The sequence below is a fragment of the Paenibacillus sp. FSL R10-2778 genome (assembly GCF_038593035.1).
In the GTDB taxonomy this organism is placed as follows: domain Bacteria; phylum Bacillota; class Bacilli; order Paenibacillales; family Paenibacillaceae; genus Paenibacillus_AQ; species Paenibacillus_AQ odorifer.
On sequence record NZ_CP151956.1, the window covers coordinates 5,611,831 to 5,633,720 of the forward strand.

At 46.3% G+C, this 21,890-nt stretch carries 12 protein-coding genes, 1 pseudogene and 1 other annotated feature; of the genes and pseudogenes, 2 read left to right on the top strand and 11 right to left on the bottom strand.

Features of this window, described 5'->3' with window-relative positions; all coding sequences use genetic code 11:
* Nucleotides 1-40: 40 nt before the first annotated feature.
* The 3 genes and pseudogenes from NST40_RS25250 to NST40_RS25260 form a co-directional block, all read right to left on the bottom strand.
* Nucleotides 41-1,533: pseudogene (locus NST40_RS25250) on the bottom strand (exosporium glycoprotein BclB-related protein).
* A gap of 559 nt (nt 1,534-2,092) precedes the next feature.
* On the bottom strand, nt 2,093-4,825 hold the full coding sequence (locus tag NST40_RS25255; protein WP_342410105.1) for a collagen-like protein: 2,733 nt from the start codon (nt 4,823-4,825) through the stop codon (nt 2,093-2,095).
* 45 nt (nt 4,826-4,870) lie between these two features.
* Nucleotides 4,871-5,230, bottom strand: a complete 360-nt coding sequence (locus NST40_RS25260) for a hypothetical protein (protein ID WP_036687001.1) — start codon at nt 5,228-5,230, stop codon at nt 4,871-4,873.
* Between the two features lie 249 nt (nt 5,231-5,479).
* Nucleotides 5,480-5,698: a binding site (T-box leader), on the top strand.
* 40 nt (nt 5,699-5,738) lie between these two features.
* Between NST40_RS25260 and NST40_RS25265 the strand changes: the two genes are divergently transcribed.
* Nucleotides 5,739-7,604, top strand: a complete 1,866-nt coding sequence (locus NST40_RS25265) for an arginine--tRNA ligase (protein ID WP_342410106.1) — start codon at nt 5,739-5,741, stop codon at nt 7,602-7,604.
* A gap of 59 nt (nt 7,605-7,663) precedes the next feature.
* On the opposite strand, the gene NST40_RS25270 is transcribed toward NST40_RS25265, so the two are convergent.
* The 7 genes from NST40_RS25270 to NST40_RS25300 form a co-directional block, all read right to left on the bottom strand.
* On the bottom strand, nt 7,664-11,008 hold the full coding sequence (locus NST40_RS25270) for a cellobiose phosphorylase (RefSeq protein ID WP_076278014.1): 3,345 nt from the start codon (nt 11,006-11,008) through the stop codon (nt 7,664-7,666).
* Nucleotides 11,009-11,054: 46 nt separating this feature from the next.
* A complete protein-coding gene (bglX, locus tag NST40_RS25275) occupies nt 11,055-13,223 on the bottom strand; it encodes a beta-glucosidase BglX (protein ID WP_076281897.1) in 2,169 nt (722 codons plus the stop codon).
* A 109-nt stretch (nt 13,224-13,332) separates the two neighbouring features.
* Nucleotides 13,333-14,937, bottom strand: a complete 1,605-nt coding sequence (locus tag NST40_RS25280; RefSeq protein ID WP_076129208.1) for an extracellular solute-binding protein — start codon at nt 14,935-14,937, stop codon at nt 13,333-13,335.
* A 57-nt stretch (nt 14,938-14,994) separates the two neighbouring features.
* Nucleotides 14,995-15,894, bottom strand: a complete 900-nt coding sequence (locus tag NST40_RS25285) for a carbohydrate ABC transporter permease (RefSeq protein ID WP_036686985.1) — start codon at nt 15,892-15,894, stop codon at nt 14,995-14,997.
* Nucleotides 15,895-15,911: 17 nt separating this feature from the next.
* Entirely contained in the window at nt 15,912-16,835 is a 924-nt protein-coding gene (locus NST40_RS25290; RefSeq protein ID WP_036687012.1) for an ABC transporter permease subunit, read from the bottom strand.
* A 62-nt stretch (nt 16,836-16,897) separates the two neighbouring features.
* Nucleotides 16,898-17,647, bottom strand: a complete 750-nt coding sequence (locus NST40_RS25295) for an alpha/beta hydrolase family protein (RefSeq protein ID WP_076195222.1) — start codon at nt 17,645-17,647, stop codon at nt 16,898-16,900.
* 24 nt (nt 17,648-17,671) lie between these two features.
* On the bottom strand, nt 17,672-18,685 hold the full coding sequence (locus NST40_RS25300; RefSeq protein WP_076142395.1) for a LacI family DNA-binding transcriptional regulator: 1,014 nt from the start codon (nt 18,683-18,685) through the stop codon (nt 17,672-17,674).
* Between the two features lie 444 nt (nt 18,686-19,129).
* On the opposite strand from NST40_RS25300, the gene NST40_RS25305 reads away from it, so the two are divergent.
* Complete coding sequence (locus NST40_RS25305; RefSeq protein ID WP_280753701.1) at nt 19,130-20,038, top strand: serine hydrolase; 909 nt, start codon at nt 19,130-19,132, stop codon at nt 20,036-20,038.
* Between the two features lie 649 nt (nt 20,039-20,687).
* On the opposite strand, the gene NST40_RS25310 is transcribed toward NST40_RS25305, so the two are convergent.
* Entirely contained in the window at nt 20,688-20,813 is a 126-nt protein-coding gene (locus tag NST40_RS25310; RefSeq protein ID WP_342410107.1) for a hypothetical protein, read from the bottom strand.
* Nucleotides 20,814-21,890 lie beyond the last annotated feature (1,077 nt).

Here is a 21,890-nt window from a genome sequence, read left to right on the forward strand (position 1 = left end):
GCAGCCCATAGGGCTATCGGGATATCCCTTTTTCTTCAGATTATGCGATTGTAACTCCTGCACTAGCATAGCCAGCAACAGTTGTTGCAACGTCAATGCCAGCCGTGACCGTCGAAGTGAAGACCAACAACAAGCGTTCTCCCACAGTTACAGGGATGCTCAAACCTGTGGTATTACCACTGCTAATAGTTCCAAGAGCAATTAATCCTGTAAGCGGAGGACTTAACGTAACTAAAGCCCCAGGTACTGCTGTGAAGGTATTGTTAGGTGTAGTAGATCTGTATAATTGAGCCGTGATTGTTACCGTAGACCCCACTAAACTAACGGAAGCTGTCGCACTGAAATAGGCTGCCATAGACGTAATCGTTCCAGTTCTAGGAACCGAGAACGCAAAGTTCAGCAAGGTTCCAGCCGCTCCGGTAAGATCTATAGTACCGCCTGTAATACTGATATTAGTTGCACTGCTACCAAAACCAACTGCACTTGAAGTATTCAAAAGCCCCCTAATACAGTGGTCATTGCTACTGGAAGACCAGAAGAATATGGAATAATTGCACCTGAACCAGTAGCACCTGTTGCTCCAGTTACACCAGCAGTTCCTGTTGCTCCAGTTACGCCAGCACCTGTCGCTCCCGTTACTCCAGCACTTCCTGTGGCTCCCGTTGCTCCAGCAGTTCCTGTCGCTCCCGTTACTCCAGCGCTACCCGTCGCTCCCGTTACTCCAGCACTTCCTGTCGCTCCCGTTGCTCCAGCAGTTCCTGTCGCTCCCGTTACTCCAGCGCTACCCGTCGCTCCCGTTACGCCAGCACCTGTGGCTCCCGTTGCTCCAGCAGTTCCTGTTGCTCCCGTTGCTCCAGCAGTTCCTGTCGCTCCCGTTACTCCAGCGCTACCCGTCGCTCCCGTTACTCCAGCACTTCCTGTCGCTCCCGTTGCTCCAGCAGTTCCTGTCGCTCCCGTTGCTCCAACACTTCCTGTCGCTCCCGTTACGCCAGCACCTGTGGCTCCCGTTGCTCCAGCAGTTCCTGTTGCTCCCGTTGCTCCAGCAGTTCCTGTTGCTCCCGTTGCTCCAGCAGTTCCTGTCGCTCCAGTTACACCAGCACCTGTTGCTCCCGTTGCTCCAGTACTTCCTGTCGTTCCCGTTGCTCCGACGCTTCCTGTCGCTCCAGTAGCTCCAGCACCTGTGGCTCCGGTTTCGCCAGTACTTCCTGTCGCTCCCGTGGCTCCAGCACCTGTGGCTCCGGTTACGCCAGCACCTGTCGCTCCCGTTGCACCAACGCTTCCTGTAGCTCCAGTAGCACCTGTAATTCCTATATTTTCTCCATATAATTCAGAGTAGACAAGGCGATGAGCAGTCACTAATTGACCTGTGCTACTCTTCCCCCAAACTGAAATTTGAATGGGATCATCAATCGTAATAGGTGTTGTGAATAGAAATTCAAATGAATCAAAGTTTGCATAATAATCCCTATTAACCACTTGATTAGGAGCTAAATTAACCTGTTCACTTACATATAAGGTTCTTGTCCCATTCATATAATAGCCTTCGACTTGAACCGTTGACGGAGTATCATCACTCTGATTGACAATTTTAAGAGTAACAAGCTGAGTAGGTCTTACACCGCCTACCAGATTATTTTCTATGGGACCAGTAGATAGTTGACTCAATTTTCAACACCTCATTTTTTATGAAATTATAATACTCGTATTATTTGAATTTCGAAAATCAACTCACCTGAACAAAACTATCCTCAAGAGTTACGTATAAACTAGGGTTTTATCTATAATCATTCCTCCCCCTGCTCTAAGTTGATAATCTATGAGCCTACAAATCAGTTCATATTTTTTGGCTCTTTATAGTATTATTCTTATTTTGAATTAAGGTGTGGACATCCATTTAAAAACTACTATTACACATATTTGATTTATTAAAATAAGCTAAAAATCTGTAATGGTTTAATAGAATAAGAATCTAATAAGCAACGTTCCAGTCGACTTATAACATATGCCAACAAAACAGAGGGTAACCCGAGAGCCACACTAACGGCTACCGAATTACCCCTGTTATAAACACTGAACTTGAAGATAAATAAGCTTAAGTTAATTCATGAACAGACCAGACGATACCTGCTGAGTTCGCTCCACCCAAATTCAAAGGAACCGTCAAACCATTTGCCACATAGAACAAGCCAATCACATCACCTGCGGTTAATGCAAATTCTCCAGCTAGCGTCACAGTACCACTTCCCAAAATTGCTCTCAAATCTAATATAAGCGCTACATTCACATCAAGTACTGGGAACAACCCACTTACCAGATTTGTTGCAGTAGGAGAAGTTCTCTGAACTACGAAAGCCGGATTAACTCCAGCACCAAGACTGATAGAAAGTGAGGCAGTTGTGGAATAATTGATAGTCGCTTCAATCGAATATCTACCAGTTGTCGGAATGGTATAATTTCCCCCAACTTCGTCGAAAGACGGGCTATCATAAAAAGGTGTTGTCACAGTCCAGCCAGTTAATTGTGTAGATGTGGAAATTGCCAATGAGGGTTTGAAAGCAGAAAACCCTTCTTGTTGAATGTTCGGACCTGTAGCTCCAGTTACTCCAGTTACTCCAGTTACTCCGGTAGCTCCGGTTACACCAGCTACTCCTGTTGCTCCTGTTGCTCCTGCTACTCCAGTCGCTCCGGTTACTCCTGTTTCACCCGTTGCTCCGGTTACACCAGCTACTCCTGTTGCTCCTGTTGCTCCTGTTGCTCCTGCTACTCCAGTCGCTCCGGTCACTCCTGTTTCACCCGTTGCTCCGGTTACACCAGCTACTCCTGTTGCTCCAGTTGCTCCTGCTACTCCAGTCGCTCCGGTTACTCCTGTTTCACCCGTTGCTCCGGTTACACCAGCTACTCCTGTTGCTCCTGTTGCTCCTGTTGCTCCCGTTGCTCCAGCTACTCCTGTTGCTCCCGTTACACCAGCTTCACCCGTTGCTCCGGTTACACCAGCTACTCCTGTTGCTCCCGTTACACCAGCTACTCCTGTTGCTCCCGTTACACCAGCTTCACCCGTTGCTCCGGTTACACCAGCTACTCCTGTTGCTCCCGTTACACCAGCTTCACCCGTTGCTCCGGTTACACCAGCTACTCCTGTTGCTCCCGTTACACCAGCTTCACCCGTTGCTCCGGTTACACCAGCTACTCCTGTTGCTCCCGTTGCTCCTGCTACGCCAGTCGCTCCGGTTACTCCTGTTTCACCCGTTGCTCCGGTCGCTCCAGTTGCACCAGTCTCTCCTGCTCCGGTCGCTCCGGTAGCACCCGTTGCTCCATCCGCTCCTGTTGCTCCATCCGCTCCCGTTGCACCAGTCGCACCAGTCACTCCATCTGCTCCTGTTGCTCCATCCGCTCCCGTTGCACCAGTCGCACCAGTCACTCCATCTGCTCCTGTTGCCCCAGTCTCTCCTGCTCCGGTCGCTCCTGTGGCACCCGTTGCTCCATCGGCCCCCGTTGCTCCAGTCGCCCCAGTTACTCCGTCTGCTCCTGTCGCCCCTGTCTCTCCTGCTCCGGTCGCTCCTGTGGCACCCGTTGCTCCATCGGCTCCCGTTGCTCCAGTTGCACCAGTCACTCCATCTGCTCCTGTTGCCCCAGTCTCTCCTGCTCCGGTCGCTCCTGTGGCACCCGTTGCTCCATCGGCCCCCGTTGCTCCAGTCGCCCCAGTTACTCCGTCTGCTCCTGTTGCCCCAGTCTCTCCTGCTCCGGTCGCTCCTGTGGCACCCGTTGCTCCATCGGCCCCCGTTGCTCCAGTCGCCCCAGTTACTCCGTCTGCTCCTGTCGCCCCTGTCTCTCCTGCTCCGGTCGCTCCTGTGGCACCCGTTGCTCCATCGGCTCCCGTTGCTCCTGTTGCACCTGTAGCTCCATCTGCTCCTGTTGCCCCAGTCTCTCCTGCTCCAGTCGCTCCCGTTGCTCCGTCTGCTCCCGTTGCTCCTGTTGCACCTGTAGCTCCATCTGCTCCTGTTGCCCCAGTCTCTCCTGCTCCAGTCGCTCCATCCGCTCCAGTTGCACCAGTCGCGCCAGTTGCTCCATCGGCTCCTGTAGCTCCAGTCTCTCCTGCTCCGGTCGCTCCTGTTGCACCCGTTGCTCCGTCTGCTCCCGTTGCACCAGTCGCCCCAGTTACTCCGTCTGCTCCTGTAGCTCCAGTCTCTCCTGCTCCGGTCGCTCCAGTTACTCCATCCGCTCCGGTTGCACCAGTTGCACCTGTAGCTCCATCGGCACCTGTTGCCCCAGTCTCTCCTGCTCCGGTCGCTCCAGTGGCTCCATCCGCTCCCGTCGCCCCGGTTGCACCAGTCACTCCATCTGCCCCTGTTGCACCTGTCGCCCCAGTCTCTCCTGCTCCGATAGCACCCGTTGCTCCGTCTGCTCCCGTTGCTCCTGTTGCTCCATCCGCTCCCGTTGCACCAGTCGCCCCGGTCGCGCCAGTTATCCCTTGCGTTACACCAAGCAATTCTGCATGTACAAGTCGATGGGCAGTCACAATCTGGCCAACGCTATTTTTTCCCCATACTGAGATTTGAATCGGATCATCTACCAGACTTGTAGTTGTAAAAATAAATTCAAACGCATCAAAATCGGCATAATAATCACGTGTTATAACTTCATTAGGTGCTACATTTATCAGCTCGCTGACATATAAAGTTCTTGTCCCATCCATATAGTATCCTTGAACAAGAGCCATTGATGAATCAATGTCACTTCGGTTATCAATTTTGACAGTAACATGCTGAGTAGGTCTTACACCCCCTACCATACTATTGTCTATCGGTCCGGTAGATAAATAACTCAATTTCTCATCACTCCTTTAACGTTAACTGTGTCACAAAAATAATTATTAAATTAATACTGCCTGCTTCTCCCACGCAACTATGCGATGAGGATCTACCAATGCCCCTGAGTTCTGTTTACCCCAGACTGAAATCCCAACCTCTGCTTCAACCGCTTCTACTGTTGTAAACACAAATTCAAATGCGTCCAAGTCGGCAAAATAGTTCTTAGTTAAAACTTGATTAGGTGCTAGATTTACTGTTTCATTCACATACATCGTTCTTGATCCGTTAAGAAGGAAACCTTGAATAACTAGATTATAAGGATTAAGAGAATCCCGATTAACTACTTTTACGGTTACCAGTTGCGACGGTCTGACCCCTAGGATCGGGCTGTTATCTATAGGTCCAGTAGAAAAAATAGCCATGTTTTATTCACTCCTCCCTTCCACTACAATTTGAAAGATTAGTGGCTCCGTATAGTAATATTCCTTGGCTTGAGTTAGCGTGTGGACTGTTGTGCAAAGGAACAGCTGGTCCTATAACAAGACAGCCTTCTTTTTCCAAATTTATAATCTACTAAACTGATAAGCTAACAACAAAGAGCAACCAAGATTGTTAAGAAGCTAACCACTATTGCTTTTTATGAAATATTAGGTATACTGGTAAAAATTAATTAAGCATCGATGAGCGGGAGAGTAGTTAACGAGATCTAGTCCTCAGCGAGCCGGGAGAGTGTAAGCCGGTACAGATCCCTTTAATGAAGCGCACCCGTGAGATGGACTTCTGAACCTTAGTAGGAAGTCCCGGCTGAAGGCCGTTATCCCGTAAGGTGGCTGAACAACTTGTTCAGCAACGAGAGTGGTACCGCGAGCGCTAAAGCCCTCGTCTCTTTTGAGACGAGGGCTTTTTTGTATTTTCAAAGGAGGGTATACCATGTTAAATCAAATCATCAAAGACGGAATCGAGCACAGTGTACAACGTGTATTCAATACCTTAGGAGCTGACTATCCAGAGGACATTGCCATTCTGATCGAACAGCCAGCTAATCTAGAGCATGGTGATTATTCATGCAATATCGCTATGCAGCTAGCCAAAACTCTACGTAAATCCCCAATGGTCATAGCAGAATTAGTGAAAGCAGAGCTTCAATTCCAAGGGCGCCTCGCCGGTCTTTTACAAAAAGTTGAAGTCGCTGCTCCCGGATTTATCAATTTGTATATGAATTGGCAAAGCTGGGCTGAACATTCCTTTGAACTGCCTGCCAGCACTGGGGAAAAAGTCATCATCGAGCACACTTCTATCAACCCCAACAAAGCCGCCCACGTAGGTCATCTAAGAAACGCCTGTATCGGCGATACTCTAGTCAGAATTATGAAAAGAACTGGGTATAACGTAGAGGTCCATAACTACATTGATGATCTCGGCAATCAGCTGGCGGATACAGTTGTTGGATTATTAAATATATCTTTAGAAGGGGAACACCAACGTTTCGGTGATTTTTGCTGGGATCTTTATGCCAAAGTGAACAAAGAATATGCGCTGAACTCTGAGATGACACATAAGCGCACAGATATACTGCACTCCCTTGAACAAGGGGGCGGTAACGAAGCCTGGCTGGGCAACCTTGTAGCTGAACGTATCGTTAGAGAGCATGTAGAGGAAATGAAACATTTTGGAATTTATTATGATTTGCTGGTATGGGAGAGCAGTATTTTAAAAGAGGGATTTTGGGCAGCCGCAGCTGAGCTACTGAAGCAGACAGCCGTTTTTGTACAAGAGACTGAAGGTAAACTCGCAGGCTGCTGGGTGCTGAAGCAAGGAACAGAGGCTAACATTGGAGCGGATTCAGAGGAGCATCAGCTCGATAAGGTGCTGGTGCGTTCGAATGGGATTTTAACGTATACAGCCAAAGATATTGCCTATCATCTCTGGAAATTTGGTCTTTTGACCAAAGATTTCTCCTATAGCGAATTCTCGTCCGGTTTATGGACAACTGGATTAACTGGAACCCAAGAATCTTATGGGCAGGCGGACAGAGTCATCAATGTGATCGATTACAGACAGGAATATCCACAACAGATGGTTAAGCAAGCCTTAGGGGCACTAGGTTATAACGAGCAAGCAGACAAACTCCATCATGTGAGCTATGGTGTTGTATCTCTTAGTCCCGCTTCGGCGGCCGAGCTGGGTATAGATATTTCAGAAGGCAAATCTTCTTATGCTATGTCCGGACGTCAGGGAATCGGGATTAAGGTAAGCGATCTGGTGGAGCTTATGGAACAGAACATTGAGCACACACGTTCCGATAAAGACGGTCTCTCCAGCCGATTGATTGCCACTGCTGCGATTCGCTACTATCTGCTGCGGTTTAATTTAGGAACGGAAATCGTGTTTGATTTCAAACAGGCTACCGAAATATCCGGCAATACCGGAGTTTATCTGATGTATACTTTTGCGCGTGCGACAAGCGTTTTGAGTAAAGCTACGATCCCAATCCTTACAGCTGCCGCACAGCTTCAGTTCCCTTCCGAATTGGAAAAAGCAGAGCTTGCCCTGCTAAGACAGCTAAGTCTCTGGCCGGAGATATTACATTCAGCAAGTATAGAGTTAACGCCAAATACGCTCTGCACTTACGCACATACCTTAGCTACACTGTTCAACAACTTCTATTCTGCATGTCCGATTCTAAAAGGAGATCCAGCTACGATCGAATTCCGCCTCTGGCTCACTTCAAGATTCAAGGACATCTTGGGAGATGTGCTCGAAGTGCTTGGGTTACCGACACCGAGCCGAATGTAAAAAACACAAAAAAGGCAATTTCCGCGCTTAACGCGGAGATTGCCCTTCTATATATAATGTTACTTATAAATCTCTATCACATTTCCAACTTCCGTGCTGAGACGATCAAAGTCCGCACGTTTGATGCGAACACCACCACTACGATAGCGGTTAGGTGTACCTTCTGTTTGCACTTCCGTACCGTTGATAGTAATTTGACTAATCTCACGACCTGTAAGGTGATAGATAAAGTCTACCTTAGTGCCTGCATATTCAAAGCTGAAGTGCATTCCATCCAGCGATTCCGGCAGAATCGGGTCAACAATTAAGTCTCCACCTTCCGTACGGATCCCCAGTGCATTCGAGATTAACTGGTTCATATAGATCCCAGGACCGCTGGAATAGATTCTCCAGCCACCTTTAACAGCTACGTCACCATTGCGCAGTTTATCGAAATTCTCCTGTGCCTCATAACGGGTGTTAAATTTACCATCCGAGCTACTGAAATAGGAGTTAGCTTGACGTAGTTCAGCGTTTGGCACCACATCGCGGATTCCGATCGGATTAATCGCTGCCAGACCCTTCCAGACCTGATCGGTTTTACCGAGCTTAGCCATAGCCTCTACATAACGGATATGTGCATGCACATATTGTAGTCCAATTTCCCGGCCAAAGTTAGCCGCTTGCTCCGCACGTTTGAAATGGGTGCTGACCCCGCCAACATATTGAGCTGGACGATTCATCAGACGTACACCGTCAGGACAGAATAGTTTATCCTGAATGACATCATAGTGTGCTTCGGCCTGTTCCGGAGTAAGCAGCTCACTGATCATACTGCGCGTCATTGGCAGCAGACGGTACTGAATACCTGTTTCTGTGTCACTTGGGTGCACCATAAGCTTAATCTGCTCAGGGTCCTCCATATACAGGAAGCCAGGAATCACTTCGGATTGAAGCATATGAGTATGGAAATCCTTACGGATTCCTTCCACCATCGTCTTCAGTTCCTCTGCCTCAGCTTGATCAACTGAACGAAGCACCTCTGAGAACTGATTAAGTGTCTGATAGGTAAGTGCCACTGTCCAGCTGCTGACCATATACTGCTTCAGCTGTGGATTTGCAGGCTGGAGCGTATCATCCCAGTCTCCATCACCGTAAGAAGACAGATGTGTGTCATGCAGGAAATGATCCTTAATATAAGCAATTTCCTTCCGTGCGTGATCCAGCAACGTCGCCTTTTCTTCTGTAAAGTCAAAGCTGTGCTTACGGGTATACGGTACTGTTGCTCCCAAGATGCTGTAATCCTGAGTTACTGCCAAGTAGTCTCCAAGCACCTTAAGCGGCCATACAATAATATCTCCATGACTTTCTTCCTGTTGTATCTTCGTATATTTATCAAACATGAACCACTGTGGCCAGTTGCCATCATCTTCATATTGATGACTGTACAGCGTCAGCAAAATTTCACGAACCTGTTCGTATTTTTGCGTAGCCATGAAATATTCCACAGGTCCCTGACATACATCCCGGGTTCCCCAAGCAGCGCCACCATATTGCTCTAAACCATGTGGAACCGAATAGTGAACCAGCATGTTATGTGTGTACCACCAAGTCAGAGCGTTAACCTTAAACAGTTCACCTTCTGTTCCGTCCCCAAGCGTCAGGCGGAAGCCATTCATCACACCAGCATAAAACGCGCGATAAGCAGAAATTTCTTCCTCAGCTGAACGATTTCTTGGAGCAAGTGACTTACCATCCAGAAGCCCTTGAATATTCAAGGTCCATTCACTGCTGGCAGACAGCTCCAGAACTGCTAACGGCGCTTCAGTTGGTTGAACAGGAGAGACAAGTCTACCTTCATCCTGCAGAGTTAACTCCGCACCCTGTACCTGTAATTTATACTGTAAGTCAGGATATTCACCAGCACTTAGTGCGCTTCTGTCAGCGGAGAAGATTACTGCTCCACCTTCTTGCTTAGATTGATATGGAAGCTCGTATTCATTAACGTTCATAGTGATTTGATTAGTGACTAAATAACGATAAGCTCGTCCGCTTTCCGAACGCACATTCAGGAATATCTCTGGCGAATCTTCGGTGGTGTAGTTCGTAATAATGAAGCATTCACCATCTGTTCTGTAATACCAACGAGCATAGTTGAAACCAACCTCAAATAGAGAAGGCATGGTCAGCAAACGATATTCACCGTTCCACTCTACATAAATGCGTTGTCCTGAAGCTTTTGGAATGTTAAGCGCATTTCTTGGATTGGACATTAGCTTGTTGAAATTGGTATTTCCAATTACCACTTGGGAGTTAAAGATCCCGTACATATAAGAAGTTGTTGTGATGACCTTATCATTAAGTCGAGCGTTATCCCCACTCATCAGGATATGGCCGTGTGGCCGTTCTACGCGCATTTCTTTCTCTTTTAATACTACGTGCTCATAATTCTCCGTGAAAAAGGAAAGTAGTGTGTCTCCTTCTCTCTCCTCCTGATAACGAACCGGAAACAAGACCCCGATCTCTTTCTCTGTCAGCGAATCTGCAGCCAGCGGTGCTCCCAGCTCCTTCGAGAAGAAAGAACGTTCAAGTGCTGCTTCAGCTTCTAAAGGTAAATCTTTAACAGCATCCCAAGCCGCAGCAATATCATTAGCAAATTCTAGCGCAGTGATCGCTTCTGGATGATCTTGCTTAAACAATCCGTAGAACACAAACCGTGTTTCCCCGCTCAGCTTCACCCGTTCCGATTGCAGCGCAGTATATGCGAATTCATATTGATAGATCTCATTACTTAATTGCTCAAGACCCAAGCTCTCTGGTTGGTTGGTTTCTTTATAGGACAGTCCAAAGAATTGAAAACCGTCTGTTGAGAAGCTTGTTGCCTTGGTAAGTGAACCCTGTTGCAGATATGGGAATTTCCCGCCCTGCGGCTGATTCTGTCTAGAGCAAACAACGTACCCGTTGGATTGATCCTCAAATACCGCATGATCGATATACTGTGACAGGTAAGCTTCATTACTGCGGACAGCGGCGATATCAGCAATCCCTACATCCTGTCCGTACACGAGATCTACCTCTGCATTTTGTCCAGTAAGCTTCACATCCCAGAACCAAGCTCCTCCTGCAGTAGGGGTGAAAATAACTTGATATTCAATATTTTCCGCAGTACCTTCCCAAACCAAACGGTTTCCAGCCTTACGTACAGTGCTTGAAGAATGAATGCCCAGCAAAGGAATGGCTTGAATGTTTCCATCATTGTGCACTCGCAAATATAGATTGGATAATGAACCATCCACAATGCTTGGCAGCAATTGATTGATCATTGTCCGTTCGTAGAGGACTTGGAACAAGTCCCCGCTGTTTGTAAAAGTGAAGGATAGATCCCCGGCGTTTAAACGGATGTTAGTATTCAAATTAGTAGTCATATTATACACTTCCTCCATTACGGCGTTACTGCCGTATATATTCTACTTATGCTAATGTTAAGCAAAAATCCCGTTCTTTAACCTCATTGCTGTTCGAACCGACGAATAATTTAAATCGTCCCGGATCGCTGCTAAAGCTTAGATCGCTATGATAGTAACGAAGCTGCTGTTCGGTAAGTGTAAAGGTCACTTCACGACTTTCCCCTGGTGAGAGGTTGATTTTGGCAAAATCCTTCAGTTCCTTCATTGGTCTGACGACCTCTCCGGAAATGTCTCGGATATACAGCTGCACTACCTCTTCCCCATCCACTTCTCCAGTATTGGTCACCGTAACTTTTATTTCAATAGGCTGATTTTCAGTCATGATATCACCGGACAGAATTGGTTCACTATAGCTAAATGTCGTATAGCTCAGTCCAAAACCAAATGGCAAAAGCGGTTCATTAGGAATGTCCAGATATTGCGAGACATAACGTTTGTCGGCACCCGGAGCATGAAGTGGGCGTCCAGTGTTGAAATGATTGTAATAGACTGGAATCTGCCCAACGGATACCGGGAAAGACATCGTTAATCTTCCTGAAGGATTCTCATCTCCATAAAGTAGACTGGCAATTGCCGCTCCGCCTTCACTGCCCGGGAACCAAGCTTCCAAAATAGCATCTGCATGCTCGTACACACCGGCCAAGTCTAGTGGACGTCCATTAAACAACACCACCACGATAGGCTTATTCAGCTGTTTCAGACGTTGTAAAAGCTCAAGCTGCGCTTCCGGCAAACGGATATCTGAACGGCTGCCCGCTTCTCCACTCATCTCTGAATGTTCACCAAGCGCCAGTACAATCACATCAGCTTGCTTAGCAGCCGCTTCCGCCTCCAGCCACTGTTCCTCTGTAAAGCTATCGACTCCAGAACCTTCTGCAACAGTAATCTTACCCGCACCTGCACGAGCTTGAAGTGCTGGTGCAAGACGGCTTGCCTCTTCCGTTGAACCCAACCACGACCACGGTCCAAGAATATCTCCGCTAGTAGCAAACGGTCCAATTAGCGCAATCCGTTGCTCTGCAGCAAGCGGCAGAACCTGATCATTCTTGAGCAGTACGCAGGATTTAGCCGCCAACTCACGCGCCGCATTTCGATGATCTTCACAGAAGATTACCTCACGCTCTTTCTCGACGTCAGCTCCGCGGAACGGATGCTCGAACAAGCCCAATCTTTGCTTCAATTTCAAAATACGAAGCACAGCTTCATCAATAATCTTCTCATCTACTTGTCCATCTGCAACAAGTGCCGGAAGCTGATGAACGTAACAAGCCGTCATCATCTCGATGTCTACACCAGCTTTGATGGCTTTAAGTGCTGCCTCAGCCTCATCCTCAGCGACACCATGTGGGATCAGTTCCTTCACTGCACCCCAATCCGAAATCAATACGCCATCAAATCCCCATTCTTCACGAAGCAGCTGGCGAAGCAGCTTGACGTTGCCGCTTATCGGAATCCCATCAATCGTATTAAATGAAGTCATGACCATCTCTGCACCTTCATCCAGTGCTGCACGATAGGCCGGCAGATAATATTCACGCAGCTGCCGTTCCGATAAATCCACCGTATTATAATCACGACCGCCTTCGGATAGACCATAGGCAGCAAAGTGCTTAATACAAGCCGCCAGACGATCTACATCACCAGTCAAGTCGCTTCCTTGAAATCCGCGCACAAACGCACGGGCAAACCTACCATTCAAATATGGATCTTCTCCTGTAGATTCCATTACTCTTCCCCAACGTGGGTCCCGTACAAGATCCGCCATTGGCGCATAAGTAACGTGCACACCGGAGACTGCCGCTTCTTTAGCCGCAATCTCGGCGCTCAGCTCTGCGCGATCCATATCCCAAGAGCAGCCAATTGCCAGCGGGACCGGAAAAATCGTCTTGAAGCCATGCACAATATCCGCCATCATCAGCAAGGGAATGCCCAATCTATTTTTGCGTAAATGGGCTTCCTGAACCGCAATGACTTGCGCTGCACCTGATAGACCAAGTACAGAGCCGCTGCTCTCGATCATGTGGTCCGTAATTCCCATGGATGCCATAGGGCCAGTGATTTGTCCTCCATCCTCTGCCCCTTCATAGAAATTAGCGGCTAGCTGCTGCAATTGTGCAATCTTTTCTTCAAGCGTCATCTGGTTCAACAAGGTAGTCAGTTGCTGCTCATTCATTTCAAATCCTCCATTGTTCAATTCTGCCGATGCCTATGAATGGAAAAACCCGTGTGCAAGAATTGCACGCGGGTCCTGTAGGTTCATTCCTACATGCATAGGGCGAAAGCTATTTTTTTAGATTGTTTAGTTCATCTAGAACCGGCTGAACGAGGGATTGTTTGCTCTTAACCCATTCTTTCCAGTTCGCCTCTAGATCGCCTGGTTTCAAAATCAGGTTAGTGTATTCTGTAGCATAGTCAAAGGAAGCCTGATTTTTAGCCTTGGAATCATACAACTGGTAGTCCCAGTCATATTCAGCCGTTGCTTTGTCTTTTAACGCAAGCTCAGCTTTTTCCTTGAACAGTTCTACAGAACGATCGCGATATTCTTTTTTGATCGCAGGGTTCACGACACTAAAGTCATCCGCCAAGACATACAGTCCTTCAAAACGGTTCGGATATTTCTTATCCAATGTTGTTCCTTCAGGGAGTAGGCTGATTAATTCGCCATTTTCGCCTTTTTTCCAGTCTGTTCCTTCAAAGCCCAAGTTAACGGTCAATTGACCTTCTTTACTTGTTGTATATTCCATGAAGTCCATAATCCGTTCAAATTTCTCTTTGCTAATATCTGGCGAGAAGATTACAGCAGACCAGAAGTTAACTTGATCAAGGTTACGATATTTACCGTCATCGCCAAGTACAATAGCTGTGTGTACTAGGTCATCACTATTTACACCTAGGTTATCTTTCATTTTAACGTCCATGTCTTTTCTGTAAGAAGCCAAACCACCTAGACTCGTAATACCGGAAACACCGTTAACTGTGAACTTTTGGCCAGATTCACCATTTTTCCAAGTATAAAACTCAGGGTGCAGTAATCCTTCTTTATAAGTAGTTTGAAGTTCTTTCAGTGCCGCTAACGTTTCATCGTTGGCTGGACCCCATTGGTATTTGCCATCTGCATCTTTATAGAATGCTGACTCTACTCTGGAATGCACGCTATTAGCCATTACAATATTAGTCAAAGCATCGTTGATGTCATAAGAAATAGGAATGAGTTTATCTCCTACCTTGCCAGGGTCTTTCTCTTTAAGCAATCTAGCAAATTCCATCAGTTCTGTAGTAGTGTAAGCATCCTTCAATTCAAAACCAACGGCCTTAGCCCAGTCAGAACGCAGAGCAATTACTCCGATTTGGTTAATGAGCGGATCTGCCGGCTTGTTCTCAAAGTATACCGGTCTTGGCAGAACATAAGTGCCACCTACCGCTTTCTCCAATTCATCGCCAAGTCCTGTCAGCTTATAAGCGGCTGCCACATTCGGCCAGCGTTCTTTCCAGTCATCTGGCAGCTTGTACAGCAGCCCTTGATCAATGTAATTAAGCGCATCACCGTGAACATAATTCCAGCTTGCTACGTCAGGAAGATCACCAGAGTTAATCCATAGGCGAAGCTTCTCAGCCCATGAATCCCATTCAATATAGTTGTAATCCCATTTAATATTGAACTTATCCGTAAAATATTTATGATACACGTTATCAAAATCAGATTCTGTTGTCTTAATGGTACTGGCTAACGAAATCTTCAACTCATCTTTATATCCATCTGTTGGATTGCCTGAATTTCCGCTATTAGCATTGTTGTCTGAGCTTGAGCATGCTGCCAACATGATTGGAGTAAGACATAAAACACCGGCAAGGATTGACTTTACAGATTTTCTTTTTAAAATATTCATTTTGTCCTCCTTAAATTGTGTGACTGACCCTCTTTTATATGGATAAATCATAAACCACTAGGTCTTGATAGCCCCTGTAAGTACCCCTTTGGCAAAGTGCTTTTGGAGCATTGGGAAGAAACACATAATAGGAACCATGGTAACGAATACTGCCGCCATTTTCATACCCATAGAGAATGATTGCTTACCCACTGCGTCAACACTTGTGGCATTCGATGCATTCACTTGGGCTTCCATAATGATAGATCGCAACACGTTCTGCAGTGGCATCTGATCCGCTTTCCGCAGGAAGATCATGGCGTCATACCATCCATTCCAGAAGGCTACTCCGTAGAACAATGTGATGGTAGCTACGATTGGAGCAGATAATGGCAGGACTACAGAGAACAGGATTCTCCATTCCCCAGCACCATCAAGTCGCGCAGATTCCATCAGGGACTCAGGCAGACTGCTAAAATAGTTCGACATCAGAATCAGGTTAAACGCACTGAAGCTTCCAGCCAGAATAACTGACCAAAGGTTGCCTGTCAGATGCAGATCCTTCATCACCAGGTACAAAGGTACAATCCCGCCATTAAAAATCATTGTGAACAGGACAAGCATAAAAATCAGCTTTTTACCCGGGAATTTATTGCGGCTAAGGCCGTAAGCCATACTTGTCGTCAAGAACAAGCTAAGCGGGAGTCCTAAGATTAAGATCTTAAAGGTATTCCAATACCCTGTCCCGATCCGCCCATCAGCAAAGAGTGCCCGATAGGATTCCAGTGTTGGGTTCTTCGGAAATAACATCATAGGGTTATCAGCGTATTCTTTTTGCGTAGAAAAAGAAATCATAATGACATTCCAGAATGGAATAAGAATGGCCAAAGCGCCTACACTCAGAATTACGAAAATCACATAATCCATAGCGGTCATTTTTTTATGGTCTTGCATAATGGTCAGCTTTTTTTTACTCATACATTTGCACTCCTTTCTTACCGGAATAAACCGTCTCCGCCCATAAGTTTGGCAGCTCTGTCTGCCAGAATCAGCAGAATCATATTAACAAGTGAACGGAACAAACTGACTGCAGTGGAGAATGAAAAGTCTGTTGAAGACTGGAACGTGATTCGGTAGATATACACATCTAGTACTTCCGAGACGTTTTTCGTTGCAGCGTTGCTCAAGTTAAAGATTTGGTCAAATCCAGATGACATCAGGCCACCGACAGAAAGGATAAACATAATCGTAATCGTCGGAAGAATGTTAGGCAGAGTAATGCGGAACATTTGCTGCAAGCGTGTAGCACCATCAATCTGTGCGGATTCATATTGGTCTGTATCAATACCAGAGATAGCGGCCATAAAGATAATGGCTCCCCAACCTGCTGATTTCCAGATATCCGTAAGATACAACATCGGAACGAACATTTTTTCAGAACCCAGGAAGTTAATGCCTGTCCCGCCAAACATTTGAATGAGGCTGTTAACCAGACCATCATAGGAAAGCACATTGATAACAACCCCGGATACTACGATCCATGACAGGAAGTTCGGAAATGTAAACACCGTCTGTAAAGCTTTTTTGTAACGATTCATGCGCAGTTCATTCAGCAGCAATGCCAATATGATTGGAAAAGGGAACTGAATAATCAGCTTACCGATGTTAATGGTTAACGTTCTCCATACGGCGTCAATAAAAGCCGGGTCACGGAACACATAGGTGAAATTCTCGAATCCGCTCCATGGGCTGCCCCAAATTCCTAAATTCGCTTTAAAATCTTTAAAAGCCAGAGATAGACCACCCATCGGCAGATAAGCGAATAGGAAAAGCCACACTAGTCCAGGAAGCACCAGAGTATAGACCATTCTGTTCTTCCAGACTTCTCTTAGGAACAGTTGGAATCTGCTGTCGTTCATTTTTTTAGCCGGTATTGCAACTTCGGATTTCAATTTGCATCTCCTCACTCTGCTTATGTCTTTTAGTTGTACAAGAAATCAAAGGTTGTCTTCAGATGTTCCTCCCAGAATCGCCATTCATGAGTTCCAGGGGTCTCAACATACTGAAATTCATAAGGGGTCGTCTCTAGGTAAGCTGCGAATTCCCGATTCATCTCCACAAACGGATCTTCCGAACCACAGCAAGTCAGAATCGAAGGCAGGTTACGTTTATCGTCGACCAATTTAGCGGCTAAAGCGTACAGATCCTGATCCGGCTTAATTTGTAAGCGTTTTCCAAAAGTACCCGCCATCTCCCTCGCCATGTCCTTGGACATTTGCGGATCGTTTAATCGTTTCTGGAGATCGGTAACTCCTGATAACGAAACCACTTTGCTGTAACGCTCGGGATAGGTAAGTCCACATTTCAGAGCGCCATACCCGCCCATCGATAAACCAGCGATATACGTCTTCTGCGGATTATCATCCAACCTCATCATTCGGCCACAAAGCTCGGGAAGCTCATGGGTCACATAGTGGAAGTAATCCAGTCCGTACTCCATGTCTGTATAGTAGCTCCTGTTTACTTGGGGCATTATGACTGTACAACCATATTGACTTGCATACTGCTCAATAGTAGTCATCCTGTGCCAAGTACTGGCGTTATCACCAGCACCATGCAGCAGGTAGAGCGTTCCTCCAGACATGTTGCCTGAATCGACGGGGGAGATAATACTGATGGTCGTTGTCATTCTCAAGGTAGGAGAGCCTGTCTCAACTGTTAATAATGCCATGAGTTATCTCCTTTTCGTTCTTATTCATTTGTTTATTTTCTTGCAAGATCCCCGCTTAACCAGTACGGATTCGAATACCATATGTTTGTTTTGCGAATCACCTGTGATCAGGTCAAACAAAATTTCAACACTGGCCTTCGCCATATCCACTCCGGGTTGGCTGATCGTATCCAGAGATGGATGATAATATTCTGCCATTTCAATCCCGTCGAATCCGATGATCGAAACATCATTTGGAATTGATAAGCCCAAGGACAATAACGCCTTAGCCGCCCCAATGGCAATCGTATCTGATGCAGCAAAAACAGCAGTGATATCTTTTTTCTTATTGAGCAGACGTTTGGTAGCTGTAAAGCCAGAGCTTGGACTATATTCACAATCCTCTACCATTGAAGGGTCGTACTCAATTCCATGCTCCTCAAGCGCTTTGATATATCCCATAAGCCGCCGGTTGCCTGTTGTATTTTGCACCAGAGGAAATCTGGCCAAAAAACAGATATTGCGATGTCCTAATGAGATTAAATAGCTGACAGCCTTATAAGATTCCTGAAGATCATCAATGATCACGCTTGAAAAAACAGCAGGATCGACTTCTTTTGTAGTCGTGATGGTAGTCAGAACAAATGGAATTTTTAATTGTTTGAATTTATCTTCGGAGTGATCATACGTTCCGCCCATAAAAATTACGCCATATAGATTTTTTTCTTTTACAAGCTGTAGAGCGATATCGATCTCATCTACTCCATCTTCTACATGCTGGATCATTAGCGGACATCCCCGCAGGTTCACCTGGCGTTCAACTTCCTTGATCATGTCTGCAAAAAACGGGTTTGAGATCCCTTTTACCATTAGCGCTATGGTATTGGATCGCGTTTTTTTCAAGTTGCTCGCATTACCGTTTGGAATATAGTTATGTTCTCTAACAACCGCCATTACTTTAGCTCTAGTTGTATCGCTTACAACACCGCTATTATTGATTACTCTGGAGACTGTGGCGATACCCACGCCTGATAGCCTTGCAATATCTTTGATATTCATATTTACCTTGCTCCACTCCTATGATGAGTCCCCCCTTCACCCGATGAAAATCAGGTTGTGGAAACGCATGAAATGATGGGAAACGTTTCCCACGACATCATTTTGAGTCCTCAGCGCGTTTTTTCCGCTTACTTCGTCCATTATGAACAGGTAATTTTTATAAGTCAACTAAAAACACAAAAAAAATTGTGATTCATCACTTTTTATTTGGTTAAAATTACAATAAGTCTATAGTTACTAAATCAATGAATTAGAATTAATTGTAATTTATATATCAAACAATAGTTCCACTTGCTTTATTGACTTTAAAATAAGAATGGAATACCATCATTTTAGTGATTTTCATCGCAATAACAGAAAACGTTTCCACTCATTTTTCTAGTTTTTCTTTTTGTCACTTCGCTATCCTAGCTAGGAATATCAAGAGAAAGAAGGACTCTTTTTATGTTGAACATGGCTCCATTCGCAGCTAAGGCTCGTGAACGAAACCTGAATATCTTCAATGTTCGTGTGCTTCAAAACGGAAACCTTGTGGGAAAACTGGATCTCACGGAGGATATTCGGCGCTTGCAGCATTCCGTCAGCAAGTCTTTTACTTGTATGGCAGTAGGTTTTGCCATTGATGAAGGGAAGCTGACACTGGAAACAACGCTTAGAGATGTTTTTCCGGAGTATGCCTCTCCTCTTAAACAAACACCTCCTTCCATGCAGCCCGGAGATATAACTTTGTTCGATTTGCTGCGAATGAGTACAGGGCACGACTCCCCTCCATTTTGGGCTGAAGAGAGAGTAGCCTTGAAGGATAAAAATTGGGTGCAGCATTATTTGTCTCTGACTTTAGACAGAGCTCCCGGCGAGAAATTTACATACAGCAGTGGAGATACCATTATGATCTCTGCAATGGTGCAAGCCCGCGTCGGGCAAACCGTAAAGGATTATCTGTTACCTCGTTTGTTTGCACCTCTGGGCATAAACAATGTCGATTGGGAAACAACACCTCAAGGGGTAACCCTTGGCTGTGCCGGACTTCAGATTAGCACGGAAGAGTTAAGCCGGTTTGGACAGCTGCTTTTACAGCAAGGAAAGTGGCAGGGCCAGCAACTAATTCCCGCAGCATGGATCAATTTTGTTACACAAAAACAGATCGACAATGATGGAAATGGCGACTGGGGAGAAGGATACGGCTGCCAATTCTGGCTCTGCTCCCACGACGCTTACCGTGCCGATGGCGCTCATGGACAATTCTGTCTTGTGGTGCCGGACGCTCAAGCAGTCATTGCAATTAACAGCATGGAAGATAACATGCAGGGAATCCTGGATACCGTCTGGGAGGAAATCTGGCCGCTTCTTTAGGAGCGGTCTTTTTTTATGGCTTGAGGTTAGCGTGCGCATAATGGGTAATTTACATTCTTCCGCGATTAGTACTTAACACCGCCAAGTAACCAGCGCTGTTTGAGGCTGAGGAGGCTTGCGGACTCAGATGACGTTATTTACTCTTTTATCGCCTTTTGAGCAACGTTTCGGACTCCACTGCAGCTATTGCTGAGAAAGTAGCTCTTTTGGGGCACATTTGCATCTATAGCGACGATGGAGTCCGATGACATCGCAAATCCCGCACTTTTCAGCATTTAAGGTCCTCTGTGTCCGATAGCTGCTGCGTATGTACAATATAAGTAACTCATCACACCAAGTAACCAGCATTACTCAGACCGAGGATGCTTGCGGACTCAGATGATGTTATTTACTCTTTTATCGCCTTACGAGCAACGTTTCGGACTCCAGTGCAGCTATTCCTGAGAAAGTAGCTCTTTTGGGGCACGTTTGGCATCAATAGCGACGATGGAGTCCGATGACATCGCAAATGTGGCGCTTTTCAGCTTTTAAGGTCATCTGGGTCCGATAGCTGCTGCGTATGTACAAAATAAGTAACTCATCACACCAAGTAACCAGCACTTTCTGAGACTGAGGAGGCACGCGGACTCAGGTGACGTTATTTACTGTTTTATCGCCTTACGAGCAACGTTTCGGACTCCAGTGCAGCTATTCCTGAGAACTCTTTTGGGGCACGTTTGGCACCAATAGCGACGATGGAGTCCGATAAAATCGCAAATCCCGCACTTTTCAGCATTTAAGGTCCTCTGGGTCCGATAGCTGCTGCATATGTGCAAATGTGGGCTAGATGATGGAAGTTTGATGTTCAACGATGATAAGTAACTAAACACGCCCAAGCGTTCACACCAATAAATGCTCAAACCGTAAGTCCCCACCGCCTACAAATAGCTCAACCCACCAAGTAACCAGCAATACTTAGACTGAGGAGGCTTGCGGACTCAGATGACGTTATTTACTCTTTTATCGCCTTTTGAGCAACGTTTTGGACTCCAGCGCAGCTATTCCTGAGAAAGTGGCTCATTTGGGGCACGTTTGGCACCAATAGCGACGATGGAGTCCGATAACATCGCAAATGTGGCGCTTTTCAGCATTTAAGGTCATCTGGGTCCGATAGCTGCTGCGTATGTACAAAATAAGTAACTCATCACACCAAGTAACCAGCACTTTCTGAGACTGAGGAGGCACGCGGACTCAGGTGACGTTATTTACTGTTTTATCGCCTTACGAGCAACGTTTCGGACTCCAGTGCAGCTATTCCTGAGAAAGCGACTCATTTGGGGCACGTTTGGCACCAATAGCGACGATGGAGTCCGATAAAATCGCAAATCCCGCACTTTTCAGCATTTAAGGTCCTCTGGGTCCGATAGCTGCTGCGTATGTACAAAATAAGTAACTCATCACACCAAGTAACCAGCACTTTCTGAGACTGAGGAGGCACGCGGACTCAGATGACGTTATTTACTCTTTTATCGCCTTTTGAGCAACGTTTCGGACTCCAGTGCAGCTATTCCTGAGAAAGTAGCTCTTTTGGGGCACGTTTGGCATCAATAGCGACGATGGAGTCCGATAACATCGCAAATCCGCACTTTTCAGCATTTAAGGTCATCTGGGTCCGATAGCTGCTGCGTATGTGCAAAATAAGTAACTCATCACACCAAGTAACCAGTATTTCCTGAGACTGAGGAAGCTCGCGGACTCAGATGACGTTATTTACTCTTTTATCGCCTTTTGAACAACGTTTCGGACTCCAGTGCAGCTATTGCTGAGAAAGTAGCTCATTTGGGGCACGTTTGGCATCAATAGTGACGATGGA

Coding starts and splice junctions, on each gene's coding strand:
- bglX (WP_076281897.1), bottom strand. CDS start 13,223: ATGAATGAGCAGCAACTGACTACCTTGTTGAACCAGATGACGCTTGAA.
- NST40_RS25270 (WP_076278014.1), bottom strand. CDS start 11,008: ATGACTACTAATTTGAATACTAACATCCGTTTAAACGCCGGGGATCTA.
- NST40_RS25305 (WP_280753701.1), top strand. CDS start 19,130: ATGTTGAACATGGCTCCATTCGCAGCTAAGGCTCGTGAACGAAACCTG.
- NST40_RS25310 (WP_342410107.1), bottom strand. CDS start 20,813: ATGCTGAAAAGTGCGGGATTTGCGATTTTATCGGACTCCATCGTCGCT.
- NST40_RS25260 (WP_036687001.1), bottom strand. CDS start 5,230: ATGGCTATTTTTTCTACTGGACCTATAGATAACAGCCCGATCCTAGGG.
- NST40_RS25265 (WP_342410106.1), top strand. CDS start 5,739: ATGTTAAATCAAATCATCAAAGACGGAATCGAGCACAGTGTACAACGT.
- NST40_RS25300 (WP_076142395.1), bottom strand. CDS start 18,685: ATGAATATCAAAGATATTGCAAGGCTATCAGGCGTGGGTATCGCCACA.
- NST40_RS25290 (WP_036687012.1), bottom strand. CDS start 16,835: ATGAACGACAGCAGATTCCAACTGTTCCTAAGAGAAGTCTGGAAGAAC.
- NST40_RS25280 (WP_076129208.1), bottom strand. CDS start 14,937: ATGAATATTTTAAAAAGAAAATCTGTAAAGTCAATCCTTGCCGGTGTT.
- NST40_RS25295 (WP_076195222.1), bottom strand. CDS start 17,647: ATGGCATTATTAACAGTTGAGACAGGCTCTCCTACCTTGAGAATGACA.
- NST40_RS25285 (WP_036686985.1), bottom strand. CDS start 15,894: ATGAGTAAAAAAAAGCTGACCATTATGCAAGACCATAAAAAAATGACC.